General features: G+C 65.6%; 22 protein-coding genes. 5 read left to right on the top strand and 17 right to left on the bottom strand.

All coding sequences use genetic code 11. The features are described from left to right. Nucleotides 1-30: 30 nt before the first annotated feature. Complete coding sequence (locus HH800_RS19690; protein ID WP_169862045.1) at nt 31-348, bottom strand: hypothetical protein; 318 nt, start codon at nt 346-348, stop codon at nt 31-33. After that, nucleotides 348-1,292 (bottom strand): zinc metalloprotease HtpX, encoded by a 945-nt coding sequence (gene htpX / locus HH800_RS19685; protein WP_419248231.1) that lies wholly within the window; start codon nt 1,290-1,292, stop codon nt 348-350. The genes HH800_RS19690 and htpX overlap by 1 nt, the downstream gene beginning before the upstream one ends. Before the next feature lie 108 nt (nt 1,293-1,400). Between htpX and HH800_RS19680 the strand changes: the two genes are divergently transcribed. The 3 genes from HH800_RS19680 to HH800_RS19670 all read left to right on the top strand — a co-directional run bounded on the left by HH800_RS19680 (nt 1,401) and on the right by HH800_RS19670 (nt 3,181). Beyond that, the gene (locus HH800_RS19680) at nt 1,401-1,574 is read left to right on the top strand and encodes a DUF1674 domain-containing protein (RefSeq protein WP_010338697.1); all 174 of its coding nucleotides are present in this window, start codon (nt 1,401-1,403) and stop codon (nt 1,572-1,574) included. Nucleotides 1,575-1,732: 158 nt separating this feature from the next. Beyond that, a complete protein-coding gene (locus HH800_RS19675; protein WP_069336381.1) occupies nt 1,733-2,212 on the top strand; it encodes a hypothetical protein in 480 nt (159 codons plus the stop codon). 90 nt (nt 2,213-2,302) lie between these two features. Further along, nucleotides 2,303-3,181 (top strand): UTP--glucose-1-phosphate uridylyltransferase, encoded by an 879-nt coding sequence (locus HH800_RS19670; protein WP_004208866.1) that lies wholly within the window; start codon nt 2,303-2,305, stop codon nt 3,179-3,181. Between the two features lie 43 nt (nt 3,182-3,224). Here the strand turns inward: HH800_RS19670 and HH800_RS29395 are convergent, their stop codons facing one another. From HH800_RS29395 to HH800_RS19640, 7 genes are all read right to left on the bottom strand, one after another. Continuing rightward, on the bottom strand, nt 3,225-3,356 hold the full coding sequence (locus HH800_RS29395; protein ID WP_268932893.1) for a hypothetical protein: 132 nt from the start codon (nt 3,354-3,356) through the stop codon (nt 3,225-3,227). A gap of 162 nt (nt 3,357-3,518) precedes the next feature. Continuing rightward, entirely contained in the window at nt 3,519-4,472 is a 954-nt protein-coding gene (locus HH800_RS19665; protein WP_169862043.1) for an NAD-dependent epimerase/dehydratase family protein, read from the bottom strand. Between the two features lie 29 nt (nt 4,473-4,501). Then, nucleotides 4,502-5,128: a single-stranded DNA-binding protein gene (gene ssb, locus HH800_RS19660; RefSeq protein ID WP_048938122.1), complete on the bottom strand. Its 627-nt coding sequence runs from the start codon at nt 5,126-5,128 to the stop codon at nt 4,502-4,504. 75 nt (nt 5,129-5,203) lie between these two features. After that, nucleotides 5,204-7,060, bottom strand: a complete 1,857-nt coding sequence (feoB, locus tag HH800_RS19655; protein ID WP_169862042.1) for a ferrous iron transporter B — start codon at nt 7,058-7,060, stop codon at nt 5,204-5,206. Then, entirely contained in the window at nt 7,057-7,314 is a 258-nt protein-coding gene (locus HH800_RS19650) for a FeoA family protein (RefSeq protein WP_169862041.1), read from the bottom strand. The genes feoB and HH800_RS19650 overlap by 4 nt, the downstream gene beginning before the upstream one ends. A gap of 75 nt (nt 7,315-7,389) precedes the next feature. Further along, nucleotides 7,390-8,055 carry a COQ9 family protein gene (locus tag HH800_RS19645; protein WP_169862040.1) on the bottom strand — a complete coding sequence of 222 codons (666 nt, stop codon included), beginning with the start codon at nt 8,053-8,055 and terminating at the stop codon, nt 7,390-7,392. A 9-nt stretch (nt 8,056-8,064) separates the two neighbouring features. After that, on the bottom strand, nt 8,065-8,946 hold the full coding sequence (locus HH800_RS19640) for a DMT family transporter (protein WP_169862039.1): 882 nt from the start codon (nt 8,944-8,946) through the stop codon (nt 8,065-8,067). Between the two features lie 68 nt (nt 8,947-9,014). Between HH800_RS19640 and HH800_RS19635 the strand changes: the two genes are divergently transcribed. Next, nucleotides 9,015-10,106, top strand: coding sequence for an alkene reductase (locus HH800_RS19635; protein WP_169862038.1), 1,092 nt, complete (start codon nt 9,015-9,017; stop codon nt 10,104-10,106). Between the two features lie 75 nt (nt 10,107-10,181). On the opposite strand, the gene ribH is transcribed toward HH800_RS19635, so the two are convergent. The 6 genes from ribH to HH800_RS19605 all read right to left on the bottom strand — a co-directional run bounded on the left by ribH (nt 10,182) and on the right by HH800_RS19605 (nt 14,845). Continuing rightward, nucleotides 10,182-10,604 carry a 6,7-dimethyl-8-ribityllumazine synthase gene (ribH, locus tag HH800_RS19630; RefSeq protein ID WP_017501105.1) on the bottom strand — a complete coding sequence of 141 codons (423 nt, stop codon included), beginning with the start codon at nt 10,602-10,604 and terminating at the stop codon, nt 10,182-10,184. 11 nt (nt 10,605-10,615) lie between these two features. Next, a complete protein-coding gene (gene ribB, locus HH800_RS19625) occupies nt 10,616-11,896 on the bottom strand; it encodes a 3,4-dihydroxy-2-butanone-4-phosphate synthase (RefSeq protein ID WP_169862037.1) in 1,281 nt (426 codons plus the stop codon). A gap of 73 nt (nt 11,897-11,969) precedes the next feature. After that, nucleotides 11,970-12,578 (bottom strand): riboflavin synthase, encoded by a 609-nt coding sequence (locus HH800_RS19620; protein WP_017501107.1) that lies wholly within the window; start codon nt 12,576-12,578, stop codon nt 11,970-11,972. 36 nt (nt 12,579-12,614) lie between these two features. Beyond that, complete coding sequence (ribD, locus tag HH800_RS19615) at nt 12,615-13,568, bottom strand: bifunctional diaminohydroxyphosphoribosylaminopyrimidine deaminase/5-amino-6-(5-phosphoribosylamino)uracil reductase RibD (protein WP_169863379.1); 954 nt, start codon at nt 13,566-13,568, stop codon at nt 12,615-12,617. A gap of 35 nt (nt 13,569-13,603) precedes the next feature. Then, nucleotides 13,604-14,104: a hypothetical protein gene (locus HH800_RS19610; protein ID WP_037510071.1), complete on the bottom strand. Its 501-nt coding sequence runs from the start codon at nt 14,102-14,104 to the stop codon at nt 13,604-13,606. Between the two features lie 51 nt (nt 14,105-14,155). Then, nucleotides 14,156-14,845 carry an energy transducer TonB gene (locus tag HH800_RS19605; RefSeq protein ID WP_169862036.1) on the bottom strand — a complete coding sequence of 230 codons (690 nt, stop codon included), beginning with the start codon at nt 14,843-14,845 and terminating at the stop codon, nt 14,156-14,158. Nucleotides 14,846-15,032: 187 nt separating this feature from the next. Between HH800_RS19605 and HH800_RS19600 the strand changes: the two genes are divergently transcribed. Next, nucleotides 15,033-15,626, top strand: a complete 594-nt coding sequence (locus HH800_RS19600; RefSeq protein WP_169862035.1) for a hypothetical protein — start codon at nt 15,033-15,035, stop codon at nt 15,624-15,626. Nucleotides 15,627-15,716: 90 nt separating this feature from the next. On the opposite strand, the gene HH800_RS19595 is transcribed toward HH800_RS19600, so the two are convergent. Then, the gene (locus HH800_RS19595; protein ID WP_169862034.1) at nt 15,717-16,982 is read right to left on the bottom strand and encodes a DUF445 domain-containing protein; all 1,266 of its coding nucleotides are present in this window, start codon (nt 16,980-16,982) and stop codon (nt 15,717-15,719) included. An 81-nt stretch (nt 16,983-17,063) separates the two neighbouring features. Then, nucleotides 17,064-20,228: an efflux RND transporter permease subunit gene (locus tag HH800_RS19590; protein WP_169862033.1), complete on the bottom strand. Its 3,165-nt coding sequence runs from the start codon at nt 20,226-20,228 to the stop codon at nt 17,064-17,066. Between the last annotated feature and the right edge of the window lie 25 nt (nt 20,229-20,253).

Genomic DNA, 20,253 nt, shown 5'->3' with positions numbered 1-20,253 from the left:
CCCTACGCGCTTTTGCCCTTGGGGTCATCTTCAAACGAAGCAGATGACCGTGTAGATGGCCGCCGCAACCAGGCCGATGCTGGTGGCAACGCCGACCCACAGCGCCAACCAGTCCGACCGGCGCGGGCGCGGCACCATCCCCTTTGGCACCACCCGCAAGGAAGAGGGGATGCGTTTGCGGCCCAGCGTGGCGATCGCGATCGTCCGCCGGCCGATGGCGTGAAACAGGCGCGGCGTGTGGCGGGAGAAGATATAGTCGACGGCAATATCGACAACCAGGCCGGCCGCTTCGCGCGCCACGAACCCGGCGGCGCGGAAGGCGATCTCGCCAATCTCGTCGACCGGCATCAGCGCCCGTGCGGATCGAGGGCGCTGCGGCGCGGCTTGGGTGCTGCCACCGGCGGCACCACTGGAGACAGCGCCGATGCGCGCATCGAAGTCTGCGCCGGCATAGTCATGGGCGGCGGGCCGTCCATCTGGCCCATATCCTGCGCGATTTCCTCAAGCGCGGCGATGCGCTTCTCGGTTGCCGGGTGGGTCGAGAACAACTCGCTCACATGCACCGGCACGATATAGAGCTGCGCAGCGGCGGGATTGCGCTCGGCCACCGGGTTGGGGATCAGCTCGGCCCGGCCGGAAATCTTGGCCAGGGCGGAGGCAAGTGCGCGCGGATTGCCGCTGATCTCCGCCCCCGCCTGGTCGGCGCCATATTCGCGGGTGCGGCTGATCGCCATCTGCACGATCATCGCGGCAAAGGGGGCGACGATCACCGCCAGCAAGGTCGCGATCATGTTGCTATGGCCATTCTCCTCATTGCCGCCGCGGAAGAAGAGGCCGAAATTGGCCAGCATCGAAATGGCGCCGGCAATGGTTGCCACCATCGTCATGATCAGGGTGTCGCGATTCTTCACATGGCCCAGTTCATGCGCCATCACGCCCGCCACCTCGTCGCGGGTCAGCATGTTGAGCAAGCCGGTGGTCGCCGCCACGGCGGCGTTTTCGGGGTTGCGGCCGGTGGCAAAGGCGTTGGGCGCATCCTGGTCGATCACATAGACGCGCGGCATCGGCAGGCCGGCGCGCTGGCTCAGCGCCTGGACCAGGCCGTGAAATTCGGGCGCGCTCTGCGCATCCACCTCGCGCGCATTGTGCATGGAGAGCACGATCTTGTCGGCATTCCAGAAGGTGAACAGGTTCATCCCCGCCGCCACCAGCAGGGCGATCACCGCGCCGCCGCTGCCACCCAGCGTATAGCCCAGTGCCATGAACAGCGCCGTCAGCGCCGACAACAGCATCACCGTGCGAAAACCACTCACTTGCACATCGCTCCTTTGCGGCCCAGATAGCGGGCCTTCTACTGAATATGGGGTTGCCGCGCGCGCTCCGCAATCGAAAGGCCCGACATGGGACATTTCAACGGCAAGCGCCCGGCGCATGTGAAGGCGCCCGAGCATCTCTCCAAGAGCCCGCCCGTGCCCCAGCCCGATCCGGTCGACCAGCAGCCGGTGCTGGACGAGGAACTGAGCCCGGTCCGCTATGGCGACTGGGAACGCAAGGGCATCGCCATCGACTTCTGATCTGGCGCCGTCCGATCGGCCATCGCTGAACGCAACTTGTTCGGCTTGCCGACGTTTCAGCACATATTCCGCTGGCCCGTGCCCGGCTAGCGGGCGAGCGCGACCCGTTGCTCTGGCCTTTCCGGCCGGGTCTGCGCAGATTCAGGGGCATGAGGAGTATGCGGGGCGTGAGCGCGGAATTGGCGCAGGACGACAAGGTGACGAAGCCGGTTGCGGCCTATGCGCCGGAAGATGCGGCATTATTGTGCGGTATCGGTCGGCTGGTCTGCGCCTGGACGATGCTGGAACAGAGTCTGGAGGCGCGGCTGGCCGAACTGCGGGAAACCATGGGCGACGTCCGCACCGTGGGCGCGCGCACGCGGCCGACCATGACCAAGCTGATGACCGAATTGCGCACGACCGTCGCCATGCGCGATCGGCGCAACGCGGCCGGGCTGACCGAAATTGCGGAGGTCGAGCGCGATCTCCAGCGGATCGACCGTTTCCGTACCCTCATCATCGGCGGCTTTCAGCAGCCGTCACCTGAAGGCTTTCTGTGCCGCGACTTACGTAACAATGCTCAATATGTAAGCCTGGAGCATTTGGATAATGAAATTGCGGCGCTGGAACAGGTTGCACAGCGTCTTCTGACGATCTGACCCATAAAGACAAGTTGCCGTAGCGCTTGACCTTTTTCTCCCGGTTCGCGATCCCCCAAGCGAGCCGGCACTCATCGAGAACGGAGTCCCATGTCGAACAAACCGATTCGCAAAGCCGTCTTTCCTGTCGCCGGCCTTGGCACGCGTTTCCTGCCCGCCACCAAGTCGGTGCCCAAGGAATTGCTGCCCGTGGTCGACCGTCCGCTGATCCAATATGCCGTGGATGAAGCGCGCGAGGCCGGGATCGAGCAGATGATCTTCGTCACCGGACGCGGCAAGGGCGCGATCGAGGATTATTTCGACATCGCCTTCGAATGCGAGATCACCCAGCGCGAGCGCGGCAAGGATCTTTCGGCGCTCGAAGGGACGCGCCTGGCGCCCGGCGATGCGGTGTTCCTGCGTCAGCAGGAGCCGCTGGGCCTGGGCCACGCGATCTGGTGTGCCCGTGACATCGTCGGCGACGAGCCGTTCGCCATCATCCTGCCCGACGAGTTCATGAAGGGCGCGCCCGGCAATGGCTGCATGAAGCAGATGGTCGAGGCCTATGAAAAGGTCGGTGGCAATCTGGTCTGCGCGCTCGAAATCCCGATGGACCAGACGCCCAGCTATGGCGTGATCGATCCGGGCGCGCGCGACGGTGCCCTGACCGAAGTGAAGGGCCTGGTGGAAAAGCCCAAGCTCGGCACCGCCCCCTCCAACCTCATCCTGCCCGGTCGCTATATCCTGCAGCCCGACGTCATGACGATCCTGGAAACCCAGGAAAAGGGCGCGGGCGGCGAGATCCAACTGACCGATGCCATGGCCTCGCTGATCGGCAAGCAGCCCTTCCACGGTGTCACCTTCGACGGTCGCCGTTTCGACTGCGGCTCCAAGGCCGGCTATATCGAGGCGAACCTCGCCCTGGCGCTGGAGCGCGAGGATATCGGCGCCCATATCCGCGACTTCGCGAAGGCCGAACTGGCCAACTAAGCTTCGATCCGCAGGGGTGGCCGCTGGTCACCCCTGCTGCCCGTCAGAACAGGCGGACGGCCTGTGCCAGCAGAATTCCCATGCCCGACAGGGTGATGGTGCCCCCGATGGCCAGCTGCCGCGGGCGGACTATCTGCCGGATTGGCACACCGATCGCAGCTTCAATCTTGCTCATGCAAATCATTATCGCATAAAGCGAACGGAGAGTCACACCCATCTCTCCACTCACACTGATGCAGCGGATCGATCATCATTCGTGATTAAAAGTAACGAATGATCGGAATGGCCGCTTTCAAATCAGTAACGCAACAATGGGCTCAAACTGTCAGCTTCGCTGTCAACTTTGCACCGCCGGTGACACATAATCGGCGTCGTGGATGAACGACATCGCCGCATCGTTCGCCAGCGCCGTCAGGATCGCGGCAAAGTCTGTTTCGCAGCGAAAACCCATCTGGCGCTGCGCCAACCCCGCGTCATAGACCCGGCCGATCGAAGCCGGCAGTTGCCAGCCGCGCCGGGCATATAGCTCTGCGGCTTCGGGAAAATGGCGCGCGATCACCGCCGCCGCATCGCGTTTCAGATCCACCGTTTCCTCGCGGACGAACGGCGTTGGCGCGGAAACCAGATAGGTTTCGCAGCGCGCCGGTGGCGTCCGTTCCAGCGCGACCAGATGCGCCCGCGCCGCATCCTCGACCGTCAGCCGGCGATGGAGAAATTCATTGGCCTTCAGATTTTGTCCCGTCAGGCTGGCGTCCGTGTCGTCATCCTCCGGGAAGAAGCGGGCGGTGCGCAGGATGGTACAGCCGATGCCGCACTCCAGTTGCTGCACCCGGCACAGCCCCTCGGCCGCCAGCTTGGTCACGCCATAGATGTTGCGCGGCTCCAGCGGGCCGCTCTGCTCGTCCAGCCACACCGCCGCGTCGCCGGCCTCGTCGCGCACCGCCTGGCTGATCATCAGCGATGTGGTGGATGTCATGACGAAGCGGTCATGCCCCGCCGCGACCGCAGCCTCCAGCAGGTTGCGCGTGCCGGTGACATTGACGTCGATGAAGGAGTGGGCGGGGTAGCGGACGATGTCCGGCTTGTGCAGCGCGCCGCCATGGATCACCGCCTCGATCCCGCGTTCGGCAAAGGTCCGGTCGACCAGCGCCCGGTCGGCGACCGATCCGATGATGTCGGTGTCCCGGCCTGGCGCGACGTCCAGGCCGGTCACTGCATGTCCCGCCGCGCGCAGCATCGGCGCCAGGAAACGGCCCAGCCAGCCCGACGATCCGGTCAGCAGGACATGCATGTCAGGTCAATCCCTGTGGAAAGGACCGATCAGAACGGCACTTCGTCGTCCAGGTCGTTGTCGAAGTTCGGGCCGCCCTGACCGCCGCCCGAGGCGCGTCCGCCGCCAAAGCCGCCACCCTGGTTGCCGCCGCCCGAGGAGCGTCCGCCACCAAAGCCGCCGCCGCTGTTGCCGCCGCCGAAATCGTCATAATCGCCGCCGCCAAAGCCGCCGCTGCTCGCGCCCCAGTCGCTGACGCCCTGGTTGCCGCCGCCCGACGAGCGACCACCGCCATAGCCGCCACCCTGGCCGCCACCGCCACCCGGTGCACCGTCCAGCATGGTCAGCACCGCGCCGGGGCCCGACAGGGCGACCTCGGTGGTGTAACGGTCATTGCCATTATTGTCCTGCCACTTGCGGGTGCGCAGCTGGCCTTCGATGTAGATCTTCGATCCCTTGCGCAGGAAGCGCTCGGCGACGCCGACCAGGCCTTCGGAATTGATGACGACGCTATGCCATTCGGTGCGCTCCTTGCGCTCCCCCGACATGCGATCCTTCCAGCTTTCCGAGGTCGCGATCCGCAGGTTGCAGATCTTGCCGCCATTCTGGAAGCTCTTCACTTCCGGGTCGGCCCCCAGATTCCCGATGAGAATGACCTTGTTGACCGAGCCTGCCATGATTCCTCCGAAAGCACTAAAGGCGCCGTTATAGAAGCCTCGAAGAACAAAGCTAGGCCAAAGGCCAGCTTGGGATCAGCCGAGTCCCATCGCGACCGCCGCCCAATATGTCACGCCCGCCGCGGCATAAGCCAGCACGAACAGGTAACCGATCATGAACAATGGCCATTTCCAGCCATTGGTCTCGCGCCGGGTAACGGCAATGGTCGAAATGCACTGCGGCGCGAACACGAACCAGGCCAGGAAGGCGAGGGCGGTGGCCAGGCTCCAGCGGCCCGCCAGCCGGTCGCCCAACCCTTGTTCCAGCGCCTCTGCATCATCCTCGGCATCGATCGCATAGACGGTCGCGATGGCGGACACGGCGACTTCGCGCGCCGCCATGCTGGGCAGCAGGGCGAGCGAAATGTCGCGGTTGAAGCCGATCGGCTCGACCAGCACGTTGATGCCGCCCGCGATCCGCCCGGCGATCGAATATTCGCTCTGCTTCACGCCCTCGGGCGCATGAGGGAAGCTGGCCAGCACCCACAGCACGATATTGGTGGCCAGGATGATGGTGCCGGCGCGCTTCAGGAAGATGACGCCGCGCTGCCACAGGCCGATCAGGATATCCTGCGGCCGGGGCCACTGATATTTCGGCATTTCCATCAGGAAACCACCGCTGCGGCCCTTGGCGACGGTCAGGCGCAGCGCCCAGGCGGCCAGCATGGCGCCGACGATGCCGGCGACATAGAGCAGGAACAGCACCAGCCCCTGCAGGCCGATGCCCGGTCCCACGCTGCGCGCCGGGATGAAGGCGGCGATGATCAGGCCATAGACCGGCAGTCGCGCCGAACAGGTCATCAGCGGCGCGATCAGGATCGTGGTCAGCCGGTCCTTGGGATCGCTGATCGTGCGCGTCGCCATGATCCCCGGCACCGCGCAGGCGAAGGAGGAGAGCAGCGGGATGAAGGCCCGGCCCGACAGGCCGACCTTGGCCATGATGCCATCCATCAGGAAGGCGGCACGGGCCATATAGCCGGTCGCCTCCAGCATCAGGATGAAGAAGAAGAGGATCAGGATCTGCGGCAGGAACACGATCACCGCGCCGACGCCGCCGACTACGCCCTGCAGCAGGAAGTCGTGGATGATGCCAGGCGGCAAAGTGTTGGTCACCGCCTCGCCCAGCGCCGTGACCCAACCTTCCAGCATGTCGGCGGGCACTGATGCCCAGGAGAAGACCGCCTGGAACATCACGAACAACAGGCTGAGCAACAGGGCGAGGCCCAACACCGGGTGCAGCGCGACCCGGTCGACCGCCGCCGTCAGCCGGCGCGATGGCGTCTCGCGCACGATCGCCGCGCGGGCGATGCGCCGCGCCTCGCGGCGCACGGCGTCGAAATCCGGTTCACCGGCGGAGGCGCGCAGCATGCCCGTCTGCGCGCCGAGCAGCGTTTCCAGCTCGGTCTTGAGATGATCCAGGCCGCGCTTGCGCACCGCCACGGTGGACACCACCGGCACGCCCAGTTCCTGCGCCAGCACATTGGCGTCGAGTTCCAGCCCGTCGCGGGTAGCCAGATCGACCATGTTGAGCGCGACCACGGTGGGCAGACCCAGCGCGATCAACTCCAGCGCGAAGCGCAGATGATTGTCGAGGTTCGACGCGTCGATCACGATCACCAGCGCGTCGGGCAGCTTCTCGCCGGCCTGCTTGCCCAGCACGAAGTCGCGCGTCACCTGCTCGTCGGGGCTGGCCGGCGACAGGCTGTAGGTGCCGGGCAGGTCCACCAGTTCGACCGGCCGGCCGTCAGCCAGCGACAGGCGCCCCGCCTTGCGCTCCACCGTGACGCCCGGATAATTGCCCAGCTTCTGCCGCGCACCGGTCAGCGCGTTGAACAGGGCGGACTTGCCCGCATTGGGATTGCCGACCAGCGCGACGAGGGGAAGACCGCTCATGCCTGCGCCTCCTGCGGGCCGGTGCTGACCTCCACGGCGGCGGCATGACTGCGGCGCATGGCGATGGTCATGCGCCCGATCTTCACCGCCAGCGGCCCGCGACCCAGCAATCCGCCATGATGCAGCGCCTCGACGCTGGCGCCTTCGCACAGGCCGAACTCGCGCAGGCGCTGTCCTTCCACGGACGACAGCGATTCCCAGTCGATGGTTTCAACAAAAGCGGGTTGGCGCAGGGGCAGATCGGTCAGGCGCAAGGAGGATGGACTCTTAACCAGAAATCAGATTTGCGACTGACTATCAATTACGTCTGGTGAAGGCCAGCCCGAACTTCACACCGCCGGGTAGCGCAGCCGGCCGATGAAGCGCGACAGGCTGAGATGCTCGCCATCGCCCACGCCCTTGAACCGGGCCTTCATCTTCTCGAAGCGCATGATCCCCTCGATCCGCCGGGCCAGGAAGGCGCGGCTGTCGGCATGATCCTCGCTCTCGTCATTGACGAAGGTCAGCAGCGTCGCGGCATAGATGCTGCCGAGCGTCGCGCGCTTGCTATAATGGTTGAGGTCGGTGGCGGTGTCGCCCGCTGCCCGCCACATGATATCGGCGGCGTGCCAGCCCAGCTTGGCGGCGCGCACGGCATTGGTCGGCATCGCCAGAATCGCCTGCGCCCGGCGCAGCGCTTCGCGGTCGGGCGCCAACAGGGACAGGCGGGCCTCGATCAGCGCGCTGATCTTCTTGCGGATCGACATGGCGGCCAGCTTTTCGGGCGGAAACGCCTCCAGCATCCGTGCGTCGATGCTGGCGAACCATGCCTCGATCATGCCCATGGCGCCGCCGTCGAAGGCCAGCGCGGCGACATCGGCATCGATGCCCTTTTCCGCCGCCGCCATCGCCACCGCTTCGGGTCGCCAGCCATCAAAGGCGGCGTGGCGCGGCAGTACCGGCGCCAGCAGCGCGCGGATTTCGTCCAGGGTCAGGTCTTGGGTCTGGTCGCTCATGGTCGTAACCTAGGCCCGTCGGGGCAGGCGCACAAGCACCAGTGCGACCGCCACGGCCACGCCGCCGACAATGTCGGTCGCGCTCAATGTTTCGCCGAACAGCAGCCACCCGGCCAGCGCGGCAACTGCGGGTTGCAGCAACAGGCTGAGCCCCAGCACCAGTGGCGAAAAACAGCCGAGCGCATAGGTGAGCAGTCCCTGGCCGACGATCTGGCTGGACAGGGCGAGGATGATGAGCGGGGTCCAGTCCTGCGGCATCACCGTTTCGCCCATCGCATTGGCGGCGAGCAGCAGCGGCAAGGCCCCGGCCGCGCTGACGACCGCCAGCACCGACCAGCTGTCCAGCCGCTTGCGCGCGCCCTGGATCAGCAGCAGATAGGTAGTGTAGAGCAGCCCGGCGAGCAGGCAGAACAGGTCGCCCTTCAGGTTGACAGGCGACAGTTCATAGCTGCTGCCCATCAATATGGCCGCGCCGATCGCGGCCAGGATCAGCGCGCCGATCTGCAGCTTCGATACATGCTCCCGCAGTACGACGAGGCCCCAGAGCGGCAGCATCAGCGCGCTCATATTGCCGAACAGCGTTGCGTTGGCGACCTTGGTATGGCCGATGCCCAGATGCCAGGCGGCCAGATCGGCGGCAAAGCAGACGCCGGCCAGAATCACGATCGTCCACTGGCCGCGCGACAAGCGGCTCTTGCGCAGCTTCGGCAATGCCAGGATGAACAGGAAGGGCATGGCGATCGCCAGTCGCCAGAAGGCGGCAGCCACCGGCCCGACATCGGCCAGCCGCACCAGCACCGGTCCCAGCGCCAGAATGATATTGGCCAGGATCAGCGCCGGAAAAGCGAGTCTGGGCGTCGCGATATGCGCCATGGGGGTTGAAGCGGCCATGGCGGCTCCCTAGCTGGCTTTCTGCATCAAGTCCCGTTGCAAATTGCAACGTTCATGAGGGAGGTTTCATGACCACTATTTTCGATCCGATAAAGCTCGGCGCCGACACTGCCGCCAACCGCGCCATCATGGCGCCGCTCACCCGTGGCCGCGCAACCCGCGACCATGTCCCGACCCCGATCATGGTCGATTATTACGCGCAGCGCGCCTCGGCCGGCCTCATCATCAGCGAGGCGACCGGCATTTCGCACCAGGGCCTGGGCTGGCCCTATGCGCCGGGCCTCTGGTCCGACGATCAGGTCGAGGCCTGGAAGCCGGTCACCCAGGCCGTGCATGACAAGGGTGGGCTGATCGTCGCCCAGCTCTGGCATATGGGCCGCGCCGTCCATTCGGCCGTCACCGGCGAGCAGCCGGTTTCGTCCAGTGCCACCGCGACGCCGGGTGACGCCCATACCTATGAGGGCAAGAAGCCCTATGAGGTCGCCCGTCCGCTCGCCATCGACGAAATTCCCGGCATCATCGCCGACTATGTGAAGGCGGCCAACAATGCGATCGCCGCCGGCTTCGACGGGGTGCAGATCCACGCCGCGAACGGCTATCTGATCGACCAGTTCCTGCGCGACAACAGCAATTTCCGCGACGACATCTATGGCGGCAGCATCGAAAATCGCGTCCGCCTGCTGCGTGAAGTGACGCAGGCGGTGGTCGATGCGATCGGCGCCGATCGCGTGTCCGTACGCCTGTCGCCCAATGGCGATACCCAGGGCGTCAATGACAGCAATCCCGAGCCGCTGTTTGCCGCCGCCGCCGATGTGCTGAACCAGATCGGCATCGCCTTCCTCGAACTGCGCGAGCCCGGCCCGGACGGCACCTTCGGCGCCACCGACGTGCCGCGCCTGTCGCCGCTGATCCGCCAGCATTTCAAGGGGCCGCTGGTTCTCAACAGCGATTATGGGCTGGGTCGCGCCCAGGCCGATCTCGCCTCTGGTCTGGCCGACGCGATCAGCTTCGGTCGTCCCTTCCTCGCCAATCCCGATTTGGTCGATCGCCTGCGCGAAGGCGCGCCGCTGACCCAGGCGCAGATGGCGACCTTCTACAGCCAGGGTGCGGAAGGCTATACCGACTATCCGACCTTGGCCGAGGAAAAGGCGGCCGCCTGATCCCTCGTCACCCATGAAGAAGGGCGCGTTCCTCGCGGAGCGCGCCCTTCCTTGTGTCTGCCAAAAGGCCGGGGATCAGATCGCGAAACGCTCGCGCAGGCCCAACATGGCGATCGCGGCCTTGGCCGCTTCGCCGCCCTTGTCCTTCTGGTCGGGGCGGGCCCGGACCAGGGCCTGCTCCTCATTCTCGACAGTCAGGATGCCGTTGCCGATGGCGATGGCGTCCATGCTCAGCGCCATCAGGCCGCGCGCGCTTTCGTTCGACACCACTTCGAAATGATAGGTTTCGCCGCGGATCACCACGCCGATCGCGACGAAGCCGTCATAGCGGCCGGTTTCGGCTGCCAGTGCGATCGCGCCGGGGATTTCCAGCGCGCCCGGAACGGTCACCACCTCATATTTGTGGCCGGCTTCGTCCAGCGCGGCCTTCGCGCCTTCGATCAGCAGGTCGTTGAGATGGTCGTAGAAGCGGGCTTCGACGATGAGAAACTTGGCCATGCGAATATCCTTCAGAGCTCGATCGGACGCTGCCCAACCACGGCCAGGTCATAGCCGTCAAGGGCGATCAGGCTGTGCTGGGTGTTGCTGAGCAGGATCATGTCATGCACGCCCAGCTCCGCCAGGATCTGCGCGCCTACGCCATAGTCGCGCAGTTCGTCCATGCCACCGGGCTGCTTGCCGGCATGGGCCTGGATCATCCGGGTCAGCATGTCGGGTTCGCCGTCACGCAGCAGCACGACCACGCCAGCGCCTTCCTTGGCGATGATGTCCATCGACCGGGCCAGCACGTCACCGCGCGGCCCTTCGCCGCCGAAAATGTCGCTCAGCGGGGCGAGTTGATGCATGCGCACCAGGGTCGGCTGGTCGGGGTCGACCTTGCCCTTCTGCAGCACCAGCTGTTCCGACTTGGTCGCCTTGTTGAAGAAGGTGATCGCCTTCCATTCGCCGCCCCACTTGCTTTCAAACACGGTTTCGGCGCGTCGCTCGACGACATGGTCGTGGCGGCGACGATAGGCGATCAGGTCGCGGATCGTGCCGATCTTCATCTTGTGCTTGGCGGCGAAGGGGATGAGGTCGTCGAGGCGCGCCATCGTGCCGTCATCCTTCATCACCTCGCAGATGACGCCGGACGGGTTCAGGCCAGCCAGGCGGGCGACATCGACGGCGGCCTCGGTATGGCCGGTGCGCACCAGCACGCCGCCGTCCTTGGCGATCAGCGGGAAGATATGGCCCGGCGTGACGATGTCCCGCTTGCTCTTGCCGGAATCGATCGCGACCGAGACGGTACGGGCGCGGTCTGCGGCGCTGATGCCAGTGGTGACGCCTTCGCGCGCCTCGATCGATACGGTGAAGGCGGTTTCATGGCGGGTGCCGTTGTTGCGGCTCATCAGGTCCAGGCCCAGTTCCTCGACCCGGCCCTTGGTCAGCGCCAGGCAGATGAGGCCGCGGCCATGGGTAGCCATGAAATTGATCGCGTCGGGGGTCGCCATCTGGGCGGGGATGACCAGATCGCCTTCATTTTCGCGATCCTCGTCATCGACCAGGATGAACATGCGGCCGTTGCGGGCCTCGTTGATGATTTCCTCGGGGCTGGCAAGTGCGGTGCCGCCCTCGCGCTTGAGCAGATAGGCTTCCAGCTTGCCCAGCGTCTCGGCCGTCGGGTTCCAGTCGCCTTCGCCCAGCTTGCGCAGACTGTTGGCGTGCAGGCCGGCGGCGCGCGCCAGGCCCGATCGGGACATGCCGCCATCGGTGACGAGGGCGCGGACGGAATCGATAAGCGAGGACGACATAAACACTCCTTCCCGGATCGGGTATGAGGATTATATCACACTGCAATGTGATTTCTTCAAGGGTGAAATCACATCATTTGCTGCGAAGGCTCTGCATCCGGTCGAGATAACGGGCCAGCACATCGATCTCCAGATTGAACGCCCGGCCGTCGGGCAGGCTGTCCAGCGTGGTGGCGATCGCGGTGTGCGGGATGATGTTGAGGCCGAAATGCACGCTCCCGTCGGGCTGGTCCTCGACGCTGTTCACGGTCAGCGAAATGCCGTCCAATGTGATCGATCCCTTGGCGGCCAGTGCGGCGGCCAGTTCGGCTGGTGCGCTGATGACCAGGCGGATCGAATCGCCCTCGCGGCTGGCCGACACCAGATGGCCGATGCCGTCGACATGGCCGGTGACGATATGGCCGCCCAGTTCGTCGCCGACCTTCAGCGCGCGTTCCAGGTTGAGCTTGCCGCCCTGTGCCCACAGGCCCGGCGCGGTGCGGGCGACGGTCTCGGCCGACAGGTCGACCGCGAACCAGCCTGGCCCCTTTTCCACCACCGTCAGGCAGGCGCCCGAACAGGCGATCGATGCGCCGATCGCGACCGTCTCCATGTCATAGCCGCTTTCGATGACCAGGCGCAGGTCGCCGCGCTGCTCATGGGTGCGGATGGTGCCGATGTCGGTGATGATGCCGGTGAACATGGTGCCCAGATCCTTGGGAAAGAAATTTGCGCTGATCTAGGCGCTGCGCGTGCGCGCGTAAACCTCCAGCCGGTCCGGGCCGAACTGACGCTCCTCGGTCTGCCGCCAACGCCCATGGGCATCGGCCAGGTCGGTCAGGCCGATATCGCCGATCCCGGCCAGGCCCGATCCGATCAGGATCGGCGCGCGATAGAGCAGCAGCCGGTCGACCAGATCGGCACGCAGGAAGGCGGTGGCGGTCTCGGCCCCGCCCTCGATCATCAGATGGTCGACCCGGTCGAGCGTTGCGATATCCGCCGGATCGGCAATGGTGCTCCAGCCTTCGGGCGCCGGGCCACGGCTCAGCAGCAGCCGGCGGGGCGATCGCTCCTCCAGCCCTGGCAGGCGCACGTCCAGGCTCGGCGCATCGGCCCGCAACGTACCACCGCCGACCAGGATGGCGTCATGTCGCGCCCGCTCCAGATGAGCATGGGCACGGGCATCCGGCCCGGTGATCCAGCGACTCGACCCGTCAGCCAGCGCGATCCGTCCGTCGAGCGAGAGTCCCAGCTTCAGTGTCACTGCCGGGCGCCCGAGCGTCTGGCGCAGCACGAAACCGCGCATCGCCTCGGCGGCCTCGGCCGCCATCAGCCCCATCTCGACCGTCACGCCGCGTTCGCGCAGCCAGGCGGCACCCTGGCCATCGGTGCGCGGATCGGGATCGCGCAGGGCAATCACGACTCGGGCAATACCCGCCCGCGCCATCAGGTCGGCGCAGCGCGGTCCGCGCGGGCTCAGGTGAAAACAGGGTTCCAGCGTCACATAGGCAGTGGCCCCCTCGGCCCGGTCCATCGCCTCGTCCAGAGCCTGCGCCTCGGCATGGGGGCGGCCGCCCTTCTGGGTCCAGCCGCGGCCGACGACATGGCCGTCGCGAACGATCAGGCAGCCGACATTGGGGTTCGGGGTCGACAGGCCCCGGCCACGTTCCGACAGGGCAATCGCCGCCGCCATGTAGCGACGGTCAGCGGCGACGTCTGTGGTCATGGTCAGGGCTTGGCGGTTGCCGCGTCGACCTTCTGATCGGCCTCCGCCTTGGCCAGCCGCTGGTCCAGCAAGCCATTGATCTGGCGGACGGCCTCCTTGCGCCGTGCGGTGTTGCGAGCCTCTTCGTCGCGCCATTCGATGCCGAAGGCGTCGGCAAAGCCCTGCATCTTCTTCTGCTGCTTGACGAGGGCCGCCTCGCGCTTGGCGAAGTCGATCTTCTGCTGCAGGATCACCGCCGCGTCGGACCGGTTCGCGTCCCAGCTCTGGACATAGATGATCTTGTTGCGGGTCGGCATCGTGTTGGTGTTGGCGTCGACGATGAAGGCCCAGACGATCACATAGGTGAAGGCCGCAGACACGCCGAGCAGCGGCCATTTATGCTGGCGCTGCTGCCGGAAATAGCTCCAGAAATCGCCAAAGGCGCTTTTGGGAGAAACGGGACGGGGAAATATCGCCATGCCGCGCTTATAGGGCAGGGCGGGCGCGGATGCAAAATGATCCATCGAACATCCCTTCATGAAGGAACGGGCGGGCTATGCCCGCCCATCCTCTGCTCAGCGATCGGTCAGGGTGAAGCGCACCGTCAGCGTCTTGACGCTGCTCACCGCGACGCCGTCGCGCGTCGCCGGGCGGAAGCGCCATTTGCGCAGCGCATGCTTCTGCGTGGCGAGCCAGAAGCTCTCGTCGGTCGCCGAAATCTTGACGATGTCGCTGACGCGCCCTTCCGGGCTGATGGTGACGCGCACGGTGACGTTGCCTTCCAGCCCCTGGCGGATCATCGCGCCGGGATAATCGGGCTGAAAAGACCCGAGCGCATTGGGCGCTATGCTGGCTTCGACAAGCACCGGAATATGTGGCGGGGGCAGGGGGGGATCAATGACCGTCCCGGTTCCGGAGCCGTCAAAGGGCGAGGATGGGCCGGTTTCGATCGTCGGGCCGGCCGGAACGGGCATCGGCACGATCGGATCGGTGGTGGTCGGCTTTTGCGGCAGCGGGTTGGTCTGGACCGTCTGGGTGGTCGGTTCCGGTGGTGCCGGTTCGGGTGGCGGGGGCAGCGGCACCGGATAGCCGGTAATCGGCGGTGTCGGGCGGACCCAGTCGATGACCTCCTTGGGCATCAGCAGGAAGGCGCCGACCACCACGGCATGGACCGCAATTGCCCCGCCGATCCCGATCGGTGATTTGCGCCGCGCGGCATAGCCCGACCGGGTCGCATCCTGTGTCGGTTGCATCGTCATATACATGGACTGCACCCTCCTCTCGTGGCGCCAGCTCTCTGGCGCCCATGGAATGATACAACATCAAAATATGATATGTTGCAACATCAATTTTCAAAGGGGCGGTGCGCCTGAAATATTCGCGCTGCTTCGGGACATATCGGGGCAATGCGGCGATGCGAGACACTGCGGCAACGCAAATCCAGGAACCCCGATGCGCCTTCCCACGATGCTGCTATTGTCGACCCTGTTGCTGCCGGTGCCACTGTTCGCCCAGCAGCCGGCCGACCTGTCCGCGCGGACGGAAGGTCCGCATGACGGCGGGGCACGGCCCGAGGGCCCCTGGGCTGCCGATGCCGACGGTGATGGCCGGATCACGCGGGACGAGATGCAGGCCTGGCTCGACCGCCGCTTTTCGGCGATTGATTCAGATGGCGATGGAGCGATCTCGGCCGAAGCCATGCAGCAGATGCTGGGCCATCAGCGCACCCCGCGCCAGGAAGGGCAGGGTGAACGCCGGCATGGCCGTGGTGGTCCTGGTGGCGGCCCCGGTGGCGCCGGCGGCCCCCCGCCGGGAGGACCACCGCCCGGCGGCCAGCGTGGCGACGCCGCTCCACCCCCACCTCCGGGCCGCGCCATGCCCTATCCCGAGGATGGCAATGAGGATGGCGTGATCGACCGCGCCGAATTTTCCGCCCCGTCGCTCGCCATGTTCCATGATCTCGACCGCAATGACGATGGCGTGTTGAGCGCCGACGAACTGCCGCCATCGCCGCCGCCCGGCAGAGAGGGCGGTCCCGAAGACTGATGTTCAGCTAGGAACCGGGGGCCTTCTCCTCTGTGCGACCGGTTCCGGTCGGGGCGCGTCGTTTTTGGCCCGATGCGCCCCGACCATTTCTCAGAAGAATGTGTCGATCGCGTGGATCGCCAGGCCAACCAGCCCGCCGACCAGCGTGCCGTTGATGCGGATATATTGCAGGTCGCGGCCGACCGCATTTTCCAGCCGGCTGGTGACCGTGCCGGCATCCCATCCGCGCACCGTCTCGCTCACCAGCTTGACGATCGAATCGCCATAGGTCGCCGTGGCCCCGACCGCGCCGCGCCGCACGAAGCGATTGATCACCAGTTTCAGCCGCGCATCCTCCTGCAGGGTGCCGCCCAGTTGCTGCAGCGCCTCGCCCAGTCGCCCGGCCATCGCCTTGCCGGGATCGCGCACCGCACGCAGCAGGCCGGTGCGGGCCTGTTCCCACATCCCCTCGATCCAGCGCTGCATCGCCGGATTGTCGAGTATCTCGTCGCGGATCTTGGCCGCCTTCGCCTGCATCTCGATGTCGAACTGCAGGTCGAAGGCAAGCTTGGCCATGCCTTCCTCGGCCTTGAGGCGCAGGCTGTGGCCAGGATCGGCGGCCATGTCCGCCAACAACTTGCGCAGGCCGCCGAGAATCGCATTGGCCAGATTTTCGTCCAGCCCGGTCCAGCGCAGCACCGTGCCCGCGCGCTCATGCACCATCTGGCGGATCAGATGGTCATTCGCCTCCAGCGCCCTGTCTGCCCACTGGATGATGCCATCCATCACCGGCGCATGGCGGCCGTCGCGCATCGCCGCCTCAATTGCTTGCCCCACCAGCGGGCCGACATTGATCGCGCGCAGCCGCTGGCCGATCGCACCCTTCACCATGCCGCCCAACCGTTCCTGGTCCAGCGCCTCCAGCATGTCGGCCAGCAGCCGGGATGCGCCCATGCGCAGTCGGCCGTCGCCGGCGGACGGGCTGGCGAGGAAACGGCCGGCCGCACCGGCCACGTCCATGCCGCGCATCCGCCGCGCGACGACGGCCGGGGTCAGGAAATTGTCGCGCAGGAAAATCGCCAGCGTGTCGCCGATCCGGTCCTTGTTGCGCGGAATGATCGCCGTATGCGGGATCGGCAGGCCGAGCGGATGGCGGAACAGGGCGGTGACCGCGAACCAGTCGGCCAGGCCGCCGACCATCGCCGCTTCGGCAAAGGCCTGGACGAAGCCGATCGCGGGGTGGAGATGGACGGTGGCGCGCGCCGCGATGAAGATCGCCGCCATCGCCAGCAACATCCCCGTCGCCACCAGCCGCATGCGCCGCGCGGGATGGGCGGCAGCGTCGAGGGGCGAACGGGGCATGCGCAGCAGCTTCATGGCGGTGAAACGGTTACGCGCCCGTTTCGTTCAGGCAAGCTCCATATTTTGCCATGGGGCTGCCCGCGCGAACCCGATTCTTTATTCCGCCGGCTGGGCATGGCTGCCCGCATGACCATCATGCGACTTGTGGGTCAGGAAGCGGCGGCTCAGCCGCGGCCCGGCCCATTGCTCGACGCCCAGCGCCAGGCTGAACACGGCCGGCACGATCACCAGCGTCAGCACCGTCGACAGCAGCAAGCCGCCGATCACCGTGATGCCCATCGGCGCGCGCCAGGCGGCGTCACCCGACAGCGAAAGGGCGGTCGGCACCATGCCCGCGACCATGGCGACCGTGGTCATCACGATCGGCTGCGCACGCTTGTGACCGGCGTCGAGAATCGCCTCCTGCTTGGGCACGCCCTTCTCCATCTCCTCCAGCGCGAAGTCGATCACCAGGATCGAGTTCTTGGCGACGATGCCCAGCAGCATCAGCAGGCCGATGAACACCGGCAGCGACATGGGCTGGCCGGCAATGTGCAGCGCGATCGCCCCGCCCAGCGGCGCGAGCAGCAGCGACCCCAGATTCACGAAGGGCGGCATGATCCGCTTGTAGAGCAGCACCAGCACCGCCAGCACCAGCATGATGCCGGAGAAGACGGCGATCACGAAGTTGGTCAGCATTTCCGCCTGGAACTTGCTGTCGCCTGCCTCGATCTTCTGCACGCCCTGGATGCGGCCTTCCTTGATGGCCTTCATCGTCGGCAGTTCGTTGATCTTCTGATTGGCCTGGCTGGTGACGATGCCGGGCGCCAGATCCGCGCCGACGACGACGCGGCGGATCTGGTTATAGCGGCGAATCTGCGTCGGTCCGGCGCCAAAGCTGATGTCGGCGACCACCTTGAGCGGCACGGAACCACCCGACACGGTCGGCACCGGCATATTCTCGATCGTGGCGATATCCTTGCGGCTATCCTCGGCCAGGGCGACGCGGATCGGGATCTGGCGATCGGACAGCGAGAATTTGGCGACATTCTGGTCGATGTCGCCGATCGTCGCGATGCGGATCGACTGGCTGAGCGCAGCGGTCGTCACGCCCAGGCTGGCGGCCAGGTCGAGGCGCGGCTTGATGATGATCTCGGGCCGCTGCATGTCGCCCTGCACGCGCGGCGCGCGCAGTTCGCGGATGCCGGCCATTTCATGCACCAGCTGATTGGCGGTCTTTTCCAGCAGCTCCGGATCGTCCGAACCATACATCATGATGATGTCGCGGCCGAAGCCACCACCCGACTGGGACTGGAAATTGACCCGTGCGTCGGCGATCGTCTGGAACTTGGGCGCGATCTTGCGTTCCCAATCCACCGACGACATCGGCCGGGTCTTCTTGAGCGTCAGGAAGATGTCGGCGCTGGTCGGCTCGATATCGGCGAAGGCGGCCTCGACCACATCCGTGTCGGCGGCCAGCATGTCGGCGACCTTGCGGGTGATGGCGGTGGTCTGCTCCAGCGTGCTGCCCGGCACGGTCTCGATCTTCACCTGGCTGAAATCGGTGTTGATCGTCGGCTGGAAGGTCATGGGCAAAGTGCCGAAGGCGAACAGGGTCGCCACGAAGGCGAGCATGCCGATGCCCAGAGTCCACACGCGATGGTCGACGAAGAAGGCGACGAAGCGATTGCGGAACCCGCCGCGCGCGCGCCGCGCCTTTGCCTTGCGCTGGTCCAGCGACCAGTGGAGCACGCCCATATAGCGGTCCATCAGCCAGCCTTCGCCATGGCTCGCCTCGCCATGGGCCTTCAGGAAATAGGCTGCGATCATCGGCGTGATGAGGCGCGCCACGGCCAGGCTCATCAGCACCGACACGACCACGGTCATGCCGAACTGGATGAAGAACTGGCCCGAAATACCCGGCATCAGCGCGACCGGCAGGAACACCGCGACGATCGCCATGGTTGTCGCCAGCACGGCTAGGCCGATTTCGTCGGCCGCGTCGATCGATGCCTGATAGGCCGATTTGCCCATGCGCATGTGGCGCACGATATTCTCGATCTCCACGATCGCGTCATCGACCAGCACGCCCGCCACCAAGCTCAATGCCAGCAGCGAAATGCCGTTCAGCGTGAAGCCCAGCATGTCCATGAACCAGAAGGACGGGATCGCCGACAGCGGAATGGCGAGGGCAGAGATCATCGTCGCGCGCCAGTCGCGCAGGAACAGGAAGACGATGACGACCGCCAGCACTGCGCCCTCGATCATCGCCGACATGGCGCTGTGATATTGGCCGCGTGTATATTCGACGCTTGAATAGAGCTGCTTGAACTGGACCTTGGGATTTTCCTTCTTCAGCTTGTCCAGCACCTTCATGGCATCGTCATAGACGGTGACGTCGGACGATCCCTTGGCCTTTTCCAGGCTGAAACTGGTCACCTGCCGGCCGTTCATCAGCGCCAGGCTACGCTGTTCGGCATACATGTCGCGAACATCGGCAATATCGGCCAGCTTGACCGTGCGACCGCCGGAAATGGCGATCTGGGTCTGGCCCAGGTCATGGGCGTTGCGCGCATTGCCCAGCACGCGGATCGACTGTTCGGCACCGGCAATTTCGGTGCGACCGCCGGCCGCGTTGATATTGACCTGGCTCAACTGCGCATTCACCTGCGCGGCGGTGACGCCATAGGCCTGTAGGCGGGCAGGATCCAGGATGACGCGGATTTCGCGGCTGACGCCGCCACCGCGCCGCACCGCCGCCATGCCGCTGACCGACAGCAATCGCTTGGCGACCGTATTGTCGACATACCAGGACAGTTCCTCCAGCGTCATGTCGGTCGCTTCTGCGCTGAAATAGGCGATCGGTCCGCCATCCACGTCGATGCGCTGGACCTGCGGTTCCAGGATGCCGTCGGGCAAATCGCTGCGAATCTGGTCAACGGCATTCTTGACGTCATTGACCGCACGATCGACCGGCGTGCCGATCTTGAACTGGACATTGGTCAGCGACTGGCCTTCGGATGCGAAGGAGGTGATGTCCTCGACCCCGCTGATACCGCGCACGGCCGCCTCGACCCGCTGGGTCACCTGGGTTTCCAGTTCGGTCGGTGCGGCGCCCGGCTGGGACACGGTGACACTAACCATGGGGAAGCTGATGTCGGGATTCTGGTTGATGTCCATCCGCAGGAAGCTGACGACACCGGCCAGCATCAGCGCGGCGAACAGGACCAGCGGCGGCACCGGATTGCGGATCGCCCATGCGGAGATATTGCGAAAACTCATGACGGGCTTCCCTCACCGGACGCCA

It is taken from the genome of Sphingobium yanoikuyae (assembly GCF_013001025.1).
Lineage (GTDB): Bacteria > Pseudomonadota > Alphaproteobacteria > Sphingomonadales > Sphingomonadaceae > Sphingobium > Sphingobium yanoikuyae_A.
Note: the sequence above shows the minus strand (reverse complement) of the source record. Positions and strands in the feature narration are given on the sequence as shown.